The 18,877-nt window shown below is 62.0% G+C and carries 17 protein-coding genes; 16 read left to right on the top strand and 1 reads right to left on the bottom strand.

The genetic code is table 11. From position 1 onward, the window contains the following. Nucleotides 1-312 precede the first annotated feature (312 nt). The 15 genes from aceA (at nucleotide 313) to nuoN (ending at nucleotide 17,775) form a co-directional block, all read left to right on the top strand. Nucleotides 313-1,638, top strand: a complete 1,326-nt coding sequence (gene aceA, locus CKW37_RS18995; protein WP_095157271.1) for an isocitrate lyase — start codon at nucleotides 313-315, stop codon at nucleotides 1,636-1,638. Between the two features lie 145 nt (nucleotides 1,639-1,783). Continuing rightward, a complete protein-coding gene (locus tag CKW37_RS18990) occupies nucleotides 1,784-2,455 on the top strand; it encodes a lysoplasmalogenase (protein ID WP_095157270.1) in 672 nt (223 codons plus the stop codon). Between the two features lie 355 nt (nucleotides 2,456-2,810). Beyond that, nucleotides 2,811-3,224 carry an NADH-quinone oxidoreductase subunit A gene (locus CKW37_RS18985; RefSeq protein ID WP_095157269.1) on the top strand — a complete coding sequence of 138 codons (414 nt, stop codon included), beginning with the start codon at nucleotides 2,811-2,813 and terminating at the stop codon, nucleotides 3,222-3,224. A gap of 10 nt (nucleotides 3,225-3,234) precedes the next feature. Further along, on the top strand, nucleotides 3,235-3,912 hold the full coding sequence (locus CKW37_RS18980; protein WP_095157267.1) for an NADH-quinone oxidoreductase subunit B: 678 nt from the start codon (nucleotides 3,235-3,237) through the stop codon (nucleotides 3,910-3,912). 77 nt (nucleotides 3,913-3,989) lie between these two features. After that, the gene (nuoC, locus tag CKW37_RS18975; RefSeq protein ID WP_095157265.1) at nucleotides 3,990-5,771 is read left to right on the top strand and encodes an NADH-quinone oxidoreductase subunit C/D; all 1,782 of its coding nucleotides are present in this window, start codon (nucleotides 3,990-3,992) and stop codon (nucleotides 5,769-5,771) included. Nucleotides 5,772-5,773: 2 nt separating this feature from the next. Further along, the gene (gene nuoE, locus CKW37_RS18970; RefSeq protein WP_095157263.1) at nucleotides 5,774-6,271 is read left to right on the top strand and encodes an NADH-quinone oxidoreductase subunit NuoE; all 498 of its coding nucleotides are present in this window, start codon (nucleotides 5,774-5,776) and stop codon (nucleotides 6,269-6,271) included. After that, a complete protein-coding gene (gene nuoF / locus CKW37_RS18965; protein WP_095157261.1) occupies nucleotides 6,268-7,641 on the top strand; it encodes an NADH-quinone oxidoreductase subunit NuoF in 1,374 nt (457 codons plus the stop codon). Before nuoE ends, nuoF begins: the two co-directional genes overlap by 4 nt. Nucleotides 7,642-7,774: 133 nt before the next feature. After that, nucleotides 7,775-10,489 carry an NADH-quinone oxidoreductase subunit NuoG gene (nuoG, locus tag CKW37_RS18960; protein ID WP_095157259.1) on the top strand — a complete coding sequence of 905 codons (2,715 nt, stop codon included), beginning with the start codon at nucleotides 7,775-7,777 and terminating at the stop codon, nucleotides 10,487-10,489. Continuing rightward, nucleotides 10,486-11,493: an NADH-quinone oxidoreductase subunit NuoH gene (nuoH, locus tag CKW37_RS18955; RefSeq protein WP_095157257.1), complete on the top strand. Its 1,008-nt coding sequence runs from the start codon at nucleotides 10,486-10,488 to the stop codon at nucleotides 11,491-11,493. The genes nuoG and nuoH overlap by 4 nt, the downstream gene beginning before the upstream one ends. An 11-nt stretch (nucleotides 11,494-11,504) precedes the next feature. Next, nucleotides 11,505-12,053 (top strand): NADH-quinone oxidoreductase subunit NuoI, encoded by a 549-nt coding sequence (gene nuoI / locus CKW37_RS18950; protein WP_095157255.1) that lies wholly within the window; start codon nucleotides 11,505-11,507, stop codon nucleotides 12,051-12,053. 9 nt (nucleotides 12,054-12,062) lie between these two features. Beyond that, the gene (gene nuoJ / locus CKW37_RS18945; protein WP_095157254.1) at nucleotides 12,063-12,563 is read left to right on the top strand and encodes an NADH-quinone oxidoreductase subunit J; all 501 of its coding nucleotides are present in this window, start codon (nucleotides 12,063-12,065) and stop codon (nucleotides 12,561-12,563) included. 4 nt (nucleotides 12,564-12,567) lie between these two features. Next, a complete protein-coding gene (gene nuoK / locus CKW37_RS18940; protein ID WP_042125487.1) occupies nucleotides 12,568-12,876 on the top strand; it encodes an NADH-quinone oxidoreductase subunit NuoK in 309 nt (102 codons plus the stop codon). Continuing rightward, nucleotides 12,873-14,726, top strand: coding sequence for an NADH-quinone oxidoreductase subunit L (gene nuoL / locus CKW37_RS18935; protein WP_095157253.1), 1,854 nt, complete (start codon nucleotides 12,873-12,875; stop codon nucleotides 14,724-14,726). The genes nuoK and nuoL overlap by 4 nt, the downstream gene beginning before the upstream one ends. Before the next feature lie 39 nt (nucleotides 14,727-14,765). Beyond that, nucleotides 14,766-16,298 (top strand): NADH-quinone oxidoreductase subunit M, encoded by a 1,533-nt coding sequence (gene nuoM, locus CKW37_RS18930; RefSeq protein ID WP_095157252.1) that lies wholly within the window; start codon nucleotides 14,766-14,768, stop codon nucleotides 16,296-16,298. Nucleotides 16,299-16,305: 7 nt separating this feature from the next. Beyond that, the gene (gene nuoN / locus CKW37_RS18925; RefSeq protein WP_095157251.1) at nucleotides 16,306-17,775 is read left to right on the top strand and encodes an NADH-quinone oxidoreductase subunit NuoN; all 1,470 of its coding nucleotides are present in this window, start codon (nucleotides 16,306-16,308) and stop codon (nucleotides 17,773-17,775) included. Nucleotides 17,776-17,945: 170 nt separating this feature from the next. Here the strand turns inward: nuoN and CKW37_RS18920 are convergent, their stop codons facing one another. Further along, nucleotides 17,946-18,224: an ogr/Delta-like zinc finger family protein gene (locus tag CKW37_RS18920; RefSeq protein ID WP_095157250.1), complete on the bottom strand. Its 279-nt coding sequence runs from the start codon at nucleotides 18,222-18,224 to the stop codon at nucleotides 17,946-17,948. A gap of 234 nt (nucleotides 18,225-18,458) precedes the next feature. Between CKW37_RS18920 and CKW37_RS18915 the strand changes: the two genes are divergently transcribed. Next, nucleotides 18,459-18,869 carry a helix-turn-helix domain-containing protein gene (locus tag CKW37_RS18915; RefSeq protein WP_095157249.1) on the top strand — a complete coding sequence of 137 codons (411 nt, stop codon included), beginning with the start codon at nucleotides 18,459-18,461 and terminating at the stop codon, nucleotides 18,867-18,869. The last annotated feature ends 8 nt before the right edge of the window (nucleotides 18,870-18,877 follow it).

Below are 18,877 nucleotides of genomic sequence, written 5' to 3'. Positions count from 1 at the left end.
TACAGCCCACAAGGCGGTTTGACGAGATTGCGACTGGAACGAAGTTGTCCCGAGGGACGGAAGCGCATCAACGGTACATGGCAAAACCTGATCGACGTAGCACGGCAACCACGAGCCAACCTGCCCGACAGTCCGCCAGCACCTGCTCACTTCCCCTTTTCGAGCACCATCGTTCAACGTCGTAACTTCGCCAGACTAGACTGAGTCGCCAGCGTCCTCTGACCAGCGAGCATTCGGTGCTGCCCCTGTATCAACAGCGCAGCCGACAGAGCGAACATTTTTCACAAGACCTATGCGACGAGGCTTATTTCCATGGCACTGACACGCGAACAGCAAATTGCAGCCCTCGAAAAAGACTGGGCCGAGAACCCGCGCTGGAAAGGCGTGACCCGTACCTACACCGCTGCCGATGTCGTCCGTCTGCGTGGTTCCGTTCAGCCAGAGCACACCCTGGCCCGCATGGGTGCGGAAAAACTGTGGAACCTGGTCACCAAGGGCGCCCACCCGTCCTTCCGCCCTGAAAAAGATTTCGTCAACTGCATGGGCGCCCTGACCGGCGGCCAGGCTGTTCAACAGGTCAAGGCCGGCATCCAGGCTATCTACCTGTCCGGCTGGCAAGTGGCTGCCGATAACAACTCGGCCGAGTCCATGTACCCAGACCAGTCGCTGTACCCGGTGGATTCGGTTCCAACTGTGGTCAAGCGCATCAACAACTCGTTCCGTCGCGCCGACCAGATCCAGTGGAAAGCCGGCAAGAACCCAGGCGATGACGGCTACATCGATTACTTCGCACCAATCGTGGCTGACGCTGAAGCCGGTTTCGGCGGCGTACTGAACGCCTACGAACTGATGAAGAACATGATCGAAGCAGGCGCTGCCGGCGTTCACTTCGAAGACCAACTGGCTTCCGTGAAGAAATGCGGCCACATGGGCGGCAAGGTTCTGGTTCCGACCCAGGAAGCCGTTCAAAAGCTGAGCGCTGCCCGTCTGGCGGCCGACGTTGCCGGCGTACCGACCATCATCCTGGCCCGTACCGACGCCAACGCCGCTGACCTGCTGACCAGCGACTGCGACCCGTACGACCAACCGTTCGTGATCGGCGAGCGTACCCAGGAAGGCTTCTACAAAGTACGTGCCGGCCTGGACCAAGCCATCGCTCGCGGCCTGGCCTATGCGCCTTACGCCGACCTGATCTGGTGCGAAACCGCCAAGCCAGACCTGGACGAGGCTCGTCGCTTCGCCGAAGCGATCAAGAAGGAATACCCGGACCAGATCCTGTCCTACAACTGCTCGCCTTCCTTCAACTGGAAGAAGAACCTGGACGACGCAACCATCGCCAAGTTCCAGCGCGAACTGTCGGCAATGGGCTACAAGCACCAGTTCATCACCCTGGCCGGCATCCACAACATGTGGCACGGCATGTTCAACCTGGCGCACGACTACGCCCGCAACGACATGACCGCCTACGTGAAGCTGCAAGAGCAGGAATTCGCTGACGCATCGAAAGGCTACACCTTCGTTGCGCACCAGCAGGAAGTGGGCACCGGCTACTTCGACGACATGACCACTGTGATCCAGGGTGGCAAGTCTTCGGTTACCGCGCTGACCGGTTCCACCGAAGAAGAGCAGTTCCACTGATCTGATCGGCTGTTGATGTTCGGGTGACACGCAAGGCCCGGGACCTGTGATGGGGTTCCGGGCCTTGTTCTTTGCGTATCCGGCAACCGGATGCCCAGCGATCCTTCGACTATGCTTGGACGCACGCCAACAACAAGGACCGGCCATGCCCCGCTCCGTGACCCTTTGCGCCCTCGCGCTGCTCAGCGGCGCCTTCTATTTATATGCAGTGTCCAGCGCCGACCTCTGGCTCGCCCTGGCGGCCAAGCCGATTCCGGTACTGATACTGCTGCTCTGGTTGACCACCGCGCCAGCCACACCCTATCGCCAGCGAATCATGCTCGGCCTGGGCTTCTCGATCATCGGCGACATAGCCCTGGCGTGGCCGGGCGATCTGTTCGTTGCAGGCCTGGCGGCGTTTCTCTGCGCGCACCTGGCCTACCTCTGGGCCTATCTCCACAGAACCCGCGCGCCGGCCTTCGGCGCCCTGCTGCTGGCGGCCCTCTGCGGCGCAGGTTTGTTCGGCCTGCTGGCCTATCACGGCCTGGGCGCGCTGCTCATCCCGGTGGCGCTCTACGCCCTGACCATCAGCGCCATGCTTTGGCGGGCGCTGGCCTGTGGCGGCGTCGCAGCGTTTGGCGCCATGAGCTTCGTGCTGTCGGACAGCCTGATCGGCATCGATCGCTTCGTCAGCGCCTTCGCCGCCGCGCCGTACCTGATCATCCTGTTCTACTGGCTTGGCCAGTGGGCCATTGCACTGTCGGCGCAACACGCGCAATCGGCACAATCTAGTGAAGCGTTGACCCAAGCCCCGACCCCGGTCGGAAAAAGCGTCTAGAACAAGGGATACCAATAACTTGCAGGCAAACAGTCGATGAACTTTGTAGTTGACTTGAACAGTAGGAATAACAACAGACCTTCAAATGATATTAATTATCATTACGAAACTTGCAATTCATTACGCCGTGAAAGAAACATAATTAACGAAACAAGGGACAATCCCCGTATTACGGGGCCTGCAGCGAGTCGGGAAAGATTTTTGTTCTTAATGCTACGAATAAATTTGCAGCAGAAATTTTACTTGCACCAGGTTTACCCATAAAATCAGCGCGATAGATTTCGCTGCGACATATCGTCACTGCTCTACTTCTTTTCAAGCTCAGAGACTACGTGCTCTGTTAAGGATTTTCAGCATGCCCGATTCGACTGGACTCATCGCCCACAACTGGGGCTTTGCCATTTTCCTTTTGGGTGTCGTCGGCCTCTGCGCCTTCATGCTCGGTCTGTCCAGCCTGCTCGGTAGCAAGGCATGGGGCCGTAGCAAGAACGAACCCTTCGAGTCCGGCATGCTGCCCACTGGCGGTGCCCGCCTGCGCCTTTCGGCAAAATTCTATCTGGTCGCGATGCTGTTCGTGATCTTCGATATCGAAGCCCTCTTTCTCTTTGCATGGTCTGTGTCGATTCGCGAAAGCGGCTGGACCGGATTCGTCGAAGCTCTCGTTTTCATAGCAATTCTGTTGGCAGGTCTTGTCTACCTTTGGCGGGTCGGGGCGCTCGATTGGGCTCCCGTGGGTCGTCGCAAGCGGCAAGCGAAGCTGAAACAATGAGGCTTTGGCAATGCAATACAATCTCACCAGAATCGATCCGGATGCGCCCAACGAGCAGTATCCAATCGGAGACCGGGAAACCGTCTCCGATTCGCTGCTAGAGGACCAGGTCCACAAGAACATCTTCATGGGCAAGCTCGAAGATGTACTCAGTGGTGCGGTCAACTGGGGTCGCAAGAACTCCCTGTGGCCCTACAACTTCGGCCTGTCCTGCTGCTACGTGGAGATGACCACGGCGTTTACCGCGCCGCACGACATCGCCCGTTTCGGCGCTGAAGTTATCCGGGCATCACCGCGCCAGGCCGACTTCATGGTCATCGCTGGCACCTGCTTCATCAAGATGGCACCCATCATCCAGCGTCTTTACGAGCAGATGCTCGAGCCGAAATGGGTCATTTCCATGGGTTCGTGTGCCAACTCCGGTGGCATGTACGACATTTACTCGGTCGTTCAGGGGGTCGACAAGTTCCTCCCCGTGGATGTCTACGTGCCTGGCTGCCCGCCTCGCCCTGAAGCATTCCTGCAAGGCTTGATGCTGTTGCAGGAATCGATTGGCAAGGAGCGTCGCCCTCTTTCCTGGGTCGTTGGCGACCAAGGCGTGTATCGCGCCGAAATGCCAGCGCAGAAAGAGCTGCGTCGTGAACAGCGCATGCAGGTCACCAACCTGCGCAGCCCCGACGAAGTCTGATCCAGCGAACCGCTGCCTGTTCACAAGACCAGGCGGCCTGGCTTCATTCTCTACGTTGACCGAAAGCGACCGAGACCATGACCGCGGACACCGCTATTTATATTCCGCCTTACAAGGCTGACGACCAGGATGTGGTCGTCGAACTGAACAATCGTTTTGGCCCCGAGGCGTTCACCGCCCAGGAGACCCGTACCGGCATGCCGGTGCTGTGGGTTGCCCGCGCCAAACTGATCGAAGTACTCACCTTCCTGCGCAACGTGCCCAAGCCGTACAGCATGCTGTATGACCTGCACGGCGTGGACGAGCGCCTGCGCACCCAGCGTCGCGGCCTGCCTGGCGCCGACTTCAGCGTTTTCTACCACTTGCTCTCGGTAGAACGAAACAGCGACGTGATGATCAAGGTCGCGCTGAACGAAAATGACCTGAACCTTCCGACCGTGACCGGCATCTGGCCAAACGCCAACTGGTACGAGCGTGAAGTCTGGGACATGTTCGGCATCGACTTCGCCGGCCACCCGCACCTGACCCGCATCATGATGCCGCCGACCTGGGAAGGTCACCCGCTGCGCAAGGACTTCCCGGCGCGCGCCACCGAGTTCGACCCGTTCACCCTGAACCTCGCCAAGCAACAGCTCGAGGAAGAAGCCGCGCGCTTCAACCCGGAAGCCTGGGGCATGAAACGTCAGGGCGCGAACGAGGACTACATGTTCCTCAACCTCGGCCCCAACCACCCGTCCGCCCACGGTGCGTTCCGTATCGTCCTGCAACTGGACGGTGAAGAGATCGTCGACTGCGTCCCGGACATCGGCTACCACCACCGTGGTGCCGAGAAGATGGCCGAGCGCCAGTCCTGGCACAGCTTCATTCCCTACACCGACCGTATCGACTACCTCGGCGGGGTGATGAACAACCTGCCGTACGTACTGGCCGTCGAGAAGCTGGCGGGCATCCAGGTGCCGCAAAAGGTCGACACCATCCGCATCATGCTGGCCGAGTTCTTCCGGATCACCAGCCACCTGCTGTTCCTGGGTACCTATATCCAGGACGTCGGCGCCATGACCCCGGTGTTCTTCACCTTCACCGACCGCCAGCGCGCCTACACCGTGATCGAAGCCATCACCGGTTTCCGTCTGCACCCGGCCTGGTACCGCATCGGTGGCGTCGCCCATGACCTGCCGCGCGGCTGGGACAAACTGGTGAAAGACTTCGTCGAATGGCTGCCAAAGCGCCTCGACGAGTACACCAAGGCTGCCCTGCAGAACAGTATCCTCAAAGGCCGTACCATCGGTGTTGCCCAGTACAACACCAAGGAAGCGCTGGAATGGGGCGTCACCGGCGCCGGCCTGCGTTCCACCGGCCTGGACTTCGACCTGCGCAAGGCCCGTCCTTACTCCGGCTACGAGAACTTCGAGTTCGAAGTACCGCTGGCCCACAACGGCGATGCCTACGATCGCTGCATGGTCCGTGTCGAAGAGATGCGCCAGAGTATCCGCATCATCGACCAGTGCATGCGCAACATGCCGGAAGGCCCGTACAAGGCGGATCACCCGCTGACCACGCCGCCGCCGAAAGAGCGCACCCTGCAGCACATCGAAACCCTGATCACCCACTTCCTGCAGGTTTCGTGGGGCCCGGTCATGCCGGCCAACGAGTCCTTCCAGATGATCGAGGCGACCAAGGGCATCAACAGTTATTACCTGACGAGCGATGGCGGCACCATGAGCTACCGCACCCGGATTCGTACCCCGAGCTATCCGCACCTGCAGCAGATCCCGTCGGTGATCCGCGGCAGCATGGTCGCGGACCTGATCGCGTACCTGGGCAGTATCGACTTCGTTATGGCTGACGTGGACCGCTAAGCATGAACAGCACGCTTATCCAGACTGACCGTTTCGCCCTGAGCGAAACCGAGCGCTCGGCCATCGAGCACGAAATGCATCACTACGAGGACCCGCGCGCGGCGTCCATCGAAGCCCTGAAGATCGTCCAGAAACAACGTGGCTGGGTGCCGGACGGCGCCATCTATGCCATCGGCGAAATCCTCGGCATCCCGGCCAGCGACGTCGAAGGCGTGGCCACCTTCTACAGCCAGATCTTCCGCCAACCTGTTGGGCGCCACATCATCCGCGTCTGCGACAGCATGGTCTGCTACATCGGTGGCCACGAGTCCGTGGTCGGCCAGATTCAGAGCGAACTAGGCATCGGCCTCGGCCAGACTACCCCGGACGGTCGTTTCACCCTGCTGCCGGTGTGCTGCCTGGGCAACTGCGACAAGGCCCCGGCCCTGATGATCGATGACGACACCTTCGGCGACGTTCAGCCGACCGGTGTAGCCAAACTGCTGGAGGGTTACGCATGACCATCACTTCCTTCGGCCCGGCCAACCGCATCGCGCGCAGCGCCGAGACCCACCCACTGACCTGGCGCCTGCGTGACGACGGCGAACCGGTCTGGCTTGACGAGTACCAGGCCAAGAACGGCTATGCCGCTGCCCGCAAGGCACTGGCGCAGATGTCCCAGGACGATATCGTCCAGACCGTGAAGGACTCCGGCCTCAAGGGCCGTGGCGGTGCGGGCTTCCCCACCGGCGTCAAATGGGGCCTGATGCCCAAAGACGAATCCATGAACATCCGCTACCTGCTGTGCAACGCGGATGAAATGGAGCCGAACACCTGGAAGGACCGCATGCTGATGGAGCAGCAGCCCCATCTGCTGGTCGAGGGCATGCTGATCAGCGCCCGCGCCCTCAAGGCCTACCGTGGCTACATCTTCCTGCGCGGCGAATACACCACCGCCGCACGCAACCTGAACCGCGCCATCGATGAAGCCAAGGCCGCTGGCCTGCTGGGCAAGAACATCCTCGGCAGCGGCTTCGATTTCGAGCTGTTCGTCCACACCGGCGCCGGTCGCTACATCTGTGGCGAAGAGACCGCGCTGATCAACTCGCTGGAAGGCCGTCGCGCCAACCCGCGCTCCAAGCCGCCCTTCCCTGCCGCCGTTGGCGTCTGGGGCAAGCCGACTTGCGTGAACAACGTCGAGACCCTGTGCAACGTGCCGGCCATCGTTGGCAACGGCGTTGACTGGTACAAGGCGCTGGCACGCGAAGGCAGCGAAGACCACGGCACCAAGCTGATGGGCTTCTCCGGCAAGGTGAAGAACCCGGGTCTGTGGGAACTGCCATTCGGCGTCACCGCCCGCGAGCTGTTCGAAGACTACGCCGGTGGCATGCGCGATGGCTTCAAGCTCAAGTGCTGGCAGCCAGGCGGCGCAGGTACCGGCTTCCTGCTTCCCGAGCACCTGGATGCGCAGATGTATGCCGGCGGCATCGCCAAGGTGGGCACCCGGATGGGTACTGGCCTGGCCATGGCGGTGGACGACAGCGTCAACATGGTTTCGCTGCTGCGCAACATGGAAGAGTTCTTCGCCCGCGAATCCTGCGGCTGGTGCACTCCGTGCCGCGACGGCCTGCCATGGAGCGTGAAGATGCTGCGCGCCCTCGAGAAGGGCCAGGGCCAGCAGAGCGATATCGAGACCCTGCTGGGCCTGGTCAACTTCCTCGGCCCTGGCCGCACCTTCTGCGCCCACGCACCGGGCGCCGTCGAGCCGCTGGGCAGTGCCATCAAATACTTCCGCCACGAGTTCGAGGCCGGTGTCGCCGCCCCTGGCAGCGCCGCCCTGAGCCCGAACCTGGCCAAGCCAATCCCGGCCCCGATCGTGGTTGGCGCATAACAAGATGAAACGCGGATGGTCCGTGCCATCCGCCAGCCTCGCAGGCTCGCCCGGCAATTGTCGCGCGAGCCGCGGGCACACCGATTTCCATTAGCCACGCCCGCACACGCGGGCCAACGAAGAACTTTGAACCATGGCCACTATCCACGTAGACGGCAAAGCGCTCGAAGTCAACGGTGCGGACAACCTGTTACAGGCTTGTCTGTCGCTCGGCCTCGACATCCCTTATTTCTGCTGGCACCCGGCGCTCGGCAGCGTCGGCGCCTGCCGGCAGTGTGCGGTCAAGCAGTACAACGACGAGAACGACACCCGTGGTCGTATCGTCATGTCCTGCATGACCCCCGCCTCCGACGGCACCTGGATTTCCATCGAAGACGATGAGTCCAAGGCGTTCCGCGCCAGCGTCGTCGAATGGCTGATGACCAACCACCCGCACGACTGCCCGGTCTGCGAGGAAGGCGGTCACTGCCACCTGCAAGACATGACGGTCATGACCGGCCACAACGAGCGCCGCTACCGTTTCACCAAGCGTACCCACCAGAACCAGGAACTCGGCCCGTTCATCGCTCACGAGATGAACCGCTGCATCGCCTGCTATCGCTGCGTGCGTTACTACAAGGACTACGCCGGCGGCACCGATCTGGGCGTCTATGGCGCGCACGACAACGTGTACTTCGGCCGTGTCGAAGACGGTACCCTGGAGAGCGAATTCTCCGGCAACCTGACCGAGGTCTGCCCTACCGGTGTATTCACCGACAAGACCCACTCCGAGCGCTACAACCGCAAATGGGACATGCAGTTCGCCCCGAGCATCTGCCATGGCTGCTCCAGCGGTTGCAACATCAGCCCGGGTGAGCGCTACGGCGAACTGCGCCGGATCGAGAACCGCTTCAACGGTTCGGTCAACCAGTATTTCCTCTGCGACCGCGGCCGCTTCGGCTACGGCTATGTCAACCGTACCGATCGCCCACGCCAGCCACTGCTGGCCGACGGCTCCAAGCTGAGCGTGGACGCTGCCCTCGACCAGGCCGCCGATCTGTTGCGCGGCCGCACCATCGTCGGTATCGGCTCGCCACGCGCCAGCCTGGAAAGCAACTACGGCCTGCGCGAGCTGGTCGGTGCCGAGTACTTCTATTCGGGTATGGAAGCCGCTGAACTGGAGCGCGTGCGCCTGGTTCTGCAAGTGCTCAACGACAGCCCGCTGCCAGTGCCGACCCTGCGCGAGATCGAAGATCACGACGCCGTGTTCGTGCTTGGCGAAGACCTGACCCAGACCGCTGCCCGCGTCGCCCTGTCCGTGCGTCAGGCTACCAAGGGCAAGGCCGAGGCCATGGCCGAGTCGATGAAAGTCCAGCCATGGCTCGACGCCGCGGTGAAGAACATCGGCCAGCACGCCCTGTACCCGCTGTTCATCGCCAGCCTGGCCGAAACCAAGCTGGATGACGTCGCCGAAGAATGCGTTCACGCAGCGCCCGCCGACCTGGCGCGCCTCGGCTTCGCCGTGGCCCACGCCATCGATCCAAGCGCCCCGGCCGTCGAAGGCCTGGACGCCGACGCACTGGAACTGGCCAAGCGCATCGCCGATGCCCTGGTCGCCGCCAAGCGTCCGCTGATCGTTTCCGGTGGTTCGCTGGGTTCCAAGGCGCTGATCGAAGCTGCCGCCAACATCGCCAAGGCCCTCAAGCTGCGCGACAAGGCCGGCTCCCTGAGCCTGGTGGTGCCGGAAGCCAACAGCATCGGCATGGCCATGTTCGGTGGTGACTCGGTGGATGCCGCGCTGGACGCGGTGATCTCGGGCAAGGCCGACGCCATCGTCGTGCTGGAAAACGACCTGTACAGCCGCGTCCCGGCCGCCAAGGTCGACGCCGCGTTCGCCGCTGCCAAAGTGATCATCGTTGCCGATCACTCCAAGACCCCGACCACCGACCGCGCCCACCTGGTGCTGCCAGCCGCCTCCTTCGCCGAAGGCGACGGTACTCTGGTCAGCCAGGAAGGCCGTGCCCAGCGCTTCTTCCAGGTCTTCGATCCGACTTACCTGGACAGCAGCATCCTGGTTCACGAAGGCTGGCGCTGGATGCACGCCCTGCGTGCGACCCTGCTGAACCAGCCGGTGGACTGGACCCAACTGGACCACGTCACCAGCGCCTGCGCCAGTGTCACCCCGCAACTGGCCGGCATCGTCAACGCCGCACCGTCCGCCGCGTTCCGCATCAAGGGCATGAAACTCGCCCGCGAACCGCTGCGCTACTCCGGTCGTACCGCCATGCGCGCCAACATCAGCGTGCACGAACCGCGTACCCCGCAGGACAAGGACACCGCCTTCGCCTTCTCCATGGAAGGTTACTCGGGCTCCGCCGAACCGCGTTCGCAAGTGCCGTTCGCCTGGTCGCCGGGCTGGAACTCGCCGCAAGCCTGGAACAAGTTCCAGGACGAGGTCGGTGGCCACCTGCGCGCCGGTGACCCGGGCACTCGCCTGATCGAGTCCCAGGGTGATCGCCTGAACTGGTTCGCCAGCGTTCCGGGCGCCTTCGCCCCGGCCCGCGGCACCTGGCAGGTCGTGCCGTTCTACCACCTGTTCGGCAGCGAGGAGAGTTCGTCCCGTGCAGCACCGGTGCAAGAGCGCATCCCGCAAGCCTACGTCGCACTGGCCAAGGCCGAAGCCGACCGCCTGGGTGTCAACGAAGGCGCCCTGCTCAGCCTGAACGTCGCGGGTCAGACCCTGCGTCTGCCGCTGCGCATCAATGAAGAACTGGGCGTTGGCCTGGTTGCGCTGCCGAAAGGCCTGGCCGGTATCCCGCCAGCCATCTTCGGTGCATCCGTCGAAGGCCTGCAGGAGGCAGCACAATGACCTGGTTCACCCCCGAAGTGATCGATGTGATCATTACCGTCGTCAAGGCCGTCGTGGTCTTGCTGGCGGTGGTGGTCTGCGGTGCGCTGCTCAGCTTCGTCGAGCGGCGCCTGCTGGGCTGGTGGCAGGACCGCTACGGTCCGAACCGCGTCGGCCCGTTCGGCATGTTCCAGATCGCTGCCGACATGCTGAAGATGTTCTTCAAGGAAGACTGGAATCCGCCCTTCGTCGACAAGATGATCTTCACCCTGGCGCCGGTCGTGGCCATGAGCGCGCTGCTGATTGCCTTCGCGATCATCCCGATCACCCCGACCTGGGGTGTCGCGGACCTGAACATCGGCCTGCTGTTCTTCTTCGCCATGGCCGGTCTGTCGGTGTACGCCGTACTGTTCGCCGGCTGGTCGTCGAACAACAAGTACGCCTTGCTCGGCAGCCTGCGCGCCTCGGCCCAGACCGTGTCCTATGAAGTGTTCATGGGCCTGGCGCTGATGGGCATCGTGGCCCAGGTCGGCTCGTTCAACATGCGCGACATCGTCGACTACCAGGCGCAGAACCTGTGGTTCATCATTCCGCAGTTCTTCGGCTTCTGTACCTTCTTCATCGCTGGCGTCGCCGTGACTCACCGTCACCCGTTCGACCAGCCGGAAGCGGAACAGGAACTGGCCGACGGTTACCACATTGAATACGCCGGCATGAAATGGGGCATGTTCTTCGTGGGCGAGTACATCGGCATCATCCTGATCTCGGCGCTGCTGGTAACCCTGTTCTTCGGTGGCTGGCACGGTCCGTTCGGCATCCTGCCGCAGATCCCGTTCATCTGGTTCGCCCTGAAAACCGGCTTCTTCATCATGCTGTTCATCCTGCTGCGCGCCTCCATCCCGCGCCCACGCTATGACCAGGTGATGGACTTCAGCTGGAAGTTCTGCCTGCCGCTGACCTTGATCAATTTGCTGGTGACCGCTGCGCTCGTGTTGCTCAACACGCCAGCTGTTGCGGCCCAGTGAGGATTTGACCCATGTTCAAATATATTGGCGACATCGTTAAGGGCACCGGCACCCAGCTGCGCAGCCTGGTAATGGTGTTCTCCCACGGGTTCCGCAAACGCGACACCCTGCAATACCCGGAAGAAGCGGTCTACCTGCCGCCACGCTACCGTGGCCGTATCGTGCTGACCCGCGACCCCGATGGCGAAGAGCGCTGCGTAGCGTGCAACCTGTGTGCCGTGGCCTGCCCGGTCGGTTGCATCTCGCTGCAGAAAGCCGAAACGGAAGACGGACGCTGGTATCCGGAGTTCTTCCGCATCAACTTCTCGCGCTGCATTTTCTGCGGCCTCTGCGAGGAAGCCTGCCCGACCACCGCGATCCAGCTCACGCCGGATTTCGAAATGGCCGAGTTCAAACGTCAGGACCTGGTGTACGAGAAGGAAGATCTGCTGATCGCCGGACCAGGCAAGAACCCTGATTACAACTTCTACCGTGTTGCAGGTATGGCGGTTGCCGGCAAGCCGAAAGGCTCCGCGCAGAACGAAGCCGAGCCGATCAACGTGAAGAGCTTGCTCCCTTAAGGAAGAAAGATGGAATTCGCTTTCTATTTCGCATCCGGTGTCGCTGTGGTGTCCACCCTTCGGGTGATCACCAACACCAACCCCGTGCACGCCCTGCTCTACCTGATCATTTCGCTGATCTCCGTGGCGATGACCTTCTTCGCCCTCGGCGCTCCGTTTGCCGGCGCGCTGGAAGTGATCGCCTACGCTGGCGCCATTATGGTGCTGTTCGTCTTCGTGGTGATGATGCTCAACCTGGGTCCGGCTTCGGTCGCCCAGGAACGCGGCTGGCTCAAGCCCGGCATCTGGACCGGCCCCGTGGTCCTCGGCACGCTGCTGTTGCTCGAACTGCTGTATGTGCTGTTCAGCCACCAGAGCGGTGCTGCCATCGGTCATACCACCGTCGACGCCAAGGCGGTCGGCATCAGCCTGTTTGGTCCTTACCTGCTGGTAGTGGAACTGGCCTCCATGCTGCTGCTCGCCGCGGCGGTAACGGCTTTCCATCTCGGCCGCAACGAGGCGAAGGAGTAATCACATGCCTGCTATCCCACTCGAACACGGCCTGGCCGTCGCCGGCATCTTGTTCTGCCTCGGTCTGGTCGGCCTGATGGTCCGCCGCAACATTCTCTTCGTGCTGATGAGTCTGGAAATCATGATGAACGCCTCGGCACTGGCCTTCATCGTCGCTGGCGCCCGCTGGGCGCAGCCGGATGGACAGATCATGTTCATCCTGGTGATCAGCCTGGCAGCCGCCGAGGCCAGTATCGGCCTGGCGATCCTGCTGCAGCTGTATCGCCGCTTCCACACTCTCGATATCGATGCAGCCAGTGAGATGCGCGGATGAATCTTCTCTTTCTGACTTTCGTATTCCCCCTGATCGGCTTCCTGCTGCTGTCGTTCTCCCGTGGTCGTTTCTCGGAGAACCTGTCGGCGCTGATCGGTGTCGGCTCGGTCGGTCTGTCGGCGATCGTCGCAGCCTGGGTGATCTGGCAATTCAACGTCGCGCCACCGGAAGGCGGCGTGTACAGCCAACTGCTATGGCAGTGGATGTCGGTTGACGGCTTCGCACCTACCTTCACCCTGCACCTGGATGGCCTGTCGGTCACCATGCTGGGCGTGGTGGTCGGCGTCGGCTTCCTGATCCACCTGTTCGCGTCCTGGTACATGCGCGGTGAAGCCGGTTACTCGCGCTTCTTCTCCTACACCAACCTGTTCATTGCCAGCATGTTGTTCCTGATCCTGGGCGACAACCTGCTGTTCATCTACTTCGGTTGGGAAGGCGTGGGCCTGTGCTCGTACCTGTTGATCGGTTTCTACTACAGCAACCGCAACAACGGTAACGCGGCACTCAAGGCGTTCATCGTCACCCGTATCGGCGACGTGTTCATGGCCATCGGCCTGTTCATCCTGTTCCAGCAGCTCGGCACCCTGAACGTGCAGGAACTGCTGGTGCTCGCGCCGCAGAAGTTCCAGGCGGGCGACACCTGGATGGTCCTGGCGACCCTGATGCTGCTCGGTGGTGCCGTCGGTAAATCCGCGCAACTGCCGCTGCAGACCTGGCTGGCGGACGCGATGGCCGGTCCTACCCCGGTTTCGGCACTGATCCACGCCGCGACCATGGTGACCGCAGGCGTCTACCTGATCGCCCGTACCCACGGCCTGTTCGCCCTGGCGCCGGATGTACTGCACCTGGTTGGCGTGGTCGGCGGTGTGACCCTGGTCCTGGCCGGTTTCGCCGCGCTGGTCCAGACCGACATCAAACGTATCCTCGCCTACTCCACCATGAGCCAGATCGGCTACATGTTCCTGGCCCTGGGCGTCGGTGCCTGGGACGCGGCGATCTTCCACCTGATGACCCACGCCTTCTTCAAGGCCCTGCTGTTCCTCGCCTCCGGTGCGGTGATCGTTGCCTGCCACCACGAGCAGAACATCTTCAAGATGGGCGGCCTGTGGAAGAAACTACCTCTGGCCTACACCAGCTTCGTGGTCGGTGGCGCTGCGCTGGCTGCCTTGCCGCTGATCACCGTTGGCTTCTACTCCAAGGACGAGATCCTCTGGGAAGCCTTCGCCAGCGGTAACACCGGTCTGCTGTACGCTGGCCTGGTGGGTGCGTTCATGACCTCGCTGTACACCTTCCGCCTGATCTTCATCGCCTTCCACGGCGAAGCCAAGACCGAAGCCCATGCCGGCCACGGCATTTCGCACTGGCTGCCACTGAGCGTGCTGATCGTCCTGTCGACCTTCGTCGGTGCCTGGATCCATCCACCACTGGCCGGCGTTCTGCCGGAAAGCGCTGGCCATGCCGGCGGCGAAGCCAAGCACAGCCTGGAAATCGCCTCGGGCGCCATCGCCATCGCGGGTATCCTGCTGGCCGCGGTGCTGTTCCTGGGCAAGCGTCGCCTGGTCACCGCCATCGCCAACAGCGGCATCGGCCGCGTCCTCTCGGCCTGGTGGTTCGCCGCCTGGGGCTTCGACTGGATCTACGACAAGCTGTTCGTCAAACCTTACCTGTTGATCAGCCACATCCTGCGCAAGGATCCGGTTGACCGCGGCATTGGCCTGATTCCGCGTATGGCTCGGGGCGGTCACGCCGCCATGAGCAAAACCGAAACCGGTCAGCTGCGCTGGTACACCGCTTCGATCGCCGTGGGTGCCGTCCTTGTACTCGGCGCCGTTTTGATGGCTGCGGTCTGATATGAACCTTGCGACTTTGCGAAAGGAATTGATCCCGTCATGATTTTGCCTTGGCTGATCCTGATCCCCTTTATCGGCGGCCTGCTGTGCTGGCTGGGTGAGCGCTTCGGCGCCACCCTGCCGCGCTGGATCGCGCTGCTGACCATGTCCCTCCTGCTTGGTATCGGCCTCTGGCTGTGGGCCAACGGGGACTACACCCTCGCCCCCGCTCCCGGCGCCGCGCCGCAGTGGGCGGTTGAATTCAAAGTGCTGTGGATCGAGCGCTTCGGCATCAGCCTGCACCTGGCCCTCGACGGCCTGTCGCTGCTGATGATCCTGCTCACCGGCCTGCTCGGTGTGCTTTCGGTGCTCTGCTCGTGGAAAGAGATCCAGCGCCACGTCGGCTTCTTCCACCTCAACCTGATGTGGATCCTCGGCGGCGTGGTCGGGGTGTTCCTGGCCCTGGACCTGTTCCTGTTCTTCTTCTTCTGGGAAATGATGCTGGTGCCGATGTATTTCCTCATCGCGCTCTGGGGTCACAGCTCCTCCGACGGCAAGAAGACCCGGATCTACGCAGCAACCAAGTTCTTCATCTTCACCCAGGCCAGCGGCCTGATCATGCTGGTGGCGATCCTTGGCCTGGTACTGGTCAACTTCAACAACACCGGGGTGATCACCTTCGATTACACCCAGTTGCTGAAAGCCGACCTGCCGGCCGGCACCGAATACCTGCTGATGCTCGGCTTCTTCATCGCCTTCGCGGTCAAGCTGCCGGTGGTGCCGTTCCACTCCTGGCTGCCTGACGCTCACGCTCAGGCACCGACCGCCGGTTCCGTGGACCTCGCCGGTATCCTGCTGAAGACTGCGGCCTACGGCCTGCTGCGTTTCGCCCTGCCGCTGTTCCCGAACGCCTCGGCCGAGTTCGCGCCGATCGCCATGACCCTGGGTCTGATCGGGATCTTCTACGGTGCGTTCCTGGCGTTCGCCCAGACTGACATCAAGCGTCTGATCGCCTTCTCCAGCGTTTCGCACATGGGCTTCGTGCTGATCGGTATCTACTCCGGCAGCCAGCAAGCCCTGCAAGGCGCGGTGATCCAGATGCTGGCCCACGGTGTTTCGGCTGCCGCACTGTTTATCCTCAGCGGTCAACTCTACGAGCGCCTGCACACCCGTGACATGCGTCAGATGGGTGGCCTGTGGCACCGCATCGCCTACCTGCCGGCCATCAGCCTGTTCTTCGCGGCCGCGTCGCTGGGTCTGCCGGGCACCGGTAACTTCGTCGGTGAGTTCCTGATCCTGATCGGCAGCTTCGTCAGTGCCCCGTGGGTCACCGTCATCGCCACCTCCGGCCTGGTGTTCGGCTCGGTCTACTCGCTGATCATGATCCACCGCGCCTACTTCGGCCCGTCGAAATCCGACGAGGTCCTGGCCGGCATGGACAACCGCGAACTGATCATGGTGCTGGGCCTGGCTGGCCTGCTGATCCTGCTGGGCGTGTACCCGCAACCGTTCCTCGACACTTCTGCCGCCACCATGAGCGGTGTGCAGCAGTGGCTCGGTACCGCTTTCACTCAACTCGCTTCGGCCCGGTAAGAGCGCTATGGACCTGACGATTCAACACTTTATCGCGCTTGCGCCGCTGCTGATTACCACCATCACCGTTGTCGTGGTGATGCTGGCAATCGCCTGGCGCCGCAATCACTCGCAAACCTTCCTGCTGTCGACCGTGGGCCTTAACCTGGCCCTGCTGTCGATCCTGCCGGTCCTGAAGATCGTTCCTCTGGCGGTCACCCCGCTGCTGACCATCGACAAGTTCGCCTGCCTGTACATGGCGCTGATCCTGATCGCCACCCTGGCCTGCGTCACCCTCGCCCACGCTTATCTGGGTGATGGCGGCAAAGGCTACCCGGGCAACCGCGAAGAACTGTACCTGCTGATCCTCATGGCAGCGCTCGGCGGTCTGGTTCTGGTCAGCGCGCAACACCTGGCGGGCCTGTTCATCGGCCTGGAACTGCTGTCGGTGCCGGTCTACGGCCTGGTCGCCTATGCCTTCTTCAACAAGCGCTCGCTGGAAGCCGGCATCAAGTACATGGTGCTCTCGGCCGCAGGCTCCGCGTTCCTGTTGTTCGGTATGGCGCTGCTGTACAGCGATGCCGGCAGCCTGAGCTTCGACGGCATCGGCAAGGCGCTGGCCGCCACCAACATGCCTAGCCTGCTCGCGCAACTGGGCCTGGGCATGATGCTGGTCGGTCTGGCATTCAAGCTGTCGCTGGTGCCGTTCCACCTGTGGACCCCGGACGTCTACGAAGGGGCTCCGGCACCAGTCGCGGCCTTCCTGGCCACCGCGTCGAAGGTTGCCGTGTTCGCTGTCGTGGTGCGTCTGTTCATGCTCTCCCCTGCTGCCAGCAGCGGCGTGCTGACCACCGTACTGTCGGTGATCGCGGTCGCCTCGATTCTGGTCGGTAACCTGCTGGCCCTGACCCAGAGCAACCTCAAGCGTCTGCTCGGTTACTCGTCGATCGCCCACTTCGGTTACCTGCTGATCGCCCTGGTGGCCAGCAAGGGCCTGGCGGTGGAAGCCATCGGCGTCTACCTGGTCACCTACGTGATCACCAGCCTCGGCGCCTTCGGCGTGATCACCCTGATGTCCTCGCCGTACAACGGCCGTGACGCGGACGCCCTGTACGAGTACCGCGGCCTGTTCTGGCGCCGTCCGTACCTGACCGCAGTGCTGACCGTGATGATGCTGTCGCTGGCCGGTATCCCGCTGACCGCAGGCTTCATCGGCAAGTTCTACATCATCGCTACCGGCGTCGAGTCGCAACTGTGGTGGCTGGTCGGTGCCCTGGTAATCGGTAGCGCCATCGGCGTGTTCTATTACCTGCGCGTCATGGTCACCCTGTTCCTGATCGAGCCGAACCTGCGTCGTCACGATGCACCGCTGAACTGGGAACAGCGCACCGGCGGCGTCATGCTGCTGGCCATCGCGATCCTGGCCTTCGTCCTCGGCGTCTATCCGCAGCCGCTGCTGGACCTGGTGCAACACGCCGGCCTGCAACTGGTCGGCTGATAGCCCCGGAAAGACAAACACCCCGCTTCGGCGGGGTGTTTTTTTTCCACGACATTACGATTGCCTCCTTCCCTGGCAACGTCACGCCAGATCCTGCTTCAGCCAAACACCGGCTGACAGGGACCGCGTGCCCCTTCGACGAAGATCCCTTCCCCGTCAATCGACCTGCATCACAGGCTCATGCCCTCCTGGCCCGTCCCTTCCGGCATGGGTGCAGGGAAAGCCGCGCGTCGCAACTCACTGTCGGCACGCGGCAGATGCACCTCCGGGTTGGGCATGCCGCTGGGGGACAGCTCGTGGGTCATTTCGAATTCGGCCCGTACCGACCAGCCGCAGGCTTCCGTGGTGCACTGCAAGTAGGCTACGCGCAAGAAAATGTGCCGGCCCTCGCTGGTGCGGATACGCATGCGGCTTTTGCAATGCGGGCATACGAGCTTGTAAGTACTCACAGCAGCCCCCTCGATGTGAGGCAGCACACTCCGCTGTTCTGACGGTAATTCATTCCTATTCCAATCTCCTGTAAGCTCAAAACGCCCAAGCAGAGAAATTTCCTATTCTCATGATGGAAACTTCCGACATTTAATTTCCCCAAACGAGTAGTGCTCGATGTTGCAAAGAGAGAGAATGCGATTTGCATATTTTTTTGCCGAACATTATATCAGCACCCCACAGGATTACTCGTTATGAGTATTAATGGATTTGCTGCGGTTCTTGCCAGAATGAAGCTCGTGACCCAGTCAACCACCGATTCAGGCCTGTCATCCGCACTTGGCGTAAGCCCGCAAACCGTCAGCAGCTGGAAAGGCCGCGACAGCATCCCTTACGCGATATGCGTAGACCTTGCCGAAAAACATGGCGTTTGCCTCGATTGGCTGTTGGTCGGCGAAGGTCCGAAATTTCGTACCGCTGCCCAATACGCGATAAACACCTCGATCGACCCGGAGTGGGAGACCCAGCTGATCGCCCAGTTGCGCCTGCTCGAACCGAGCGACCTGCACGCCATCACCCTGGCCATTCAAGAGAAGCAGCGCCTGCGCGAGCTGGAACGGCAGGTCGAGGAGATCGCCGGCCTGCTACCGCAACGCAACAGCTAGCCACCGCG

The organism is Pseudomonas sp. Irchel 3E13 (genome assembly GCF_900187455.1).
Classification (GTDB): Bacteria; Pseudomonadota; Gammaproteobacteria; order Pseudomonadales; family Pseudomonadaceae; genus Aquipseudomonas.
Note: the sequence above shows the minus strand (reverse complement) of the source record. Positions and strands in the feature narration are given on the sequence as shown.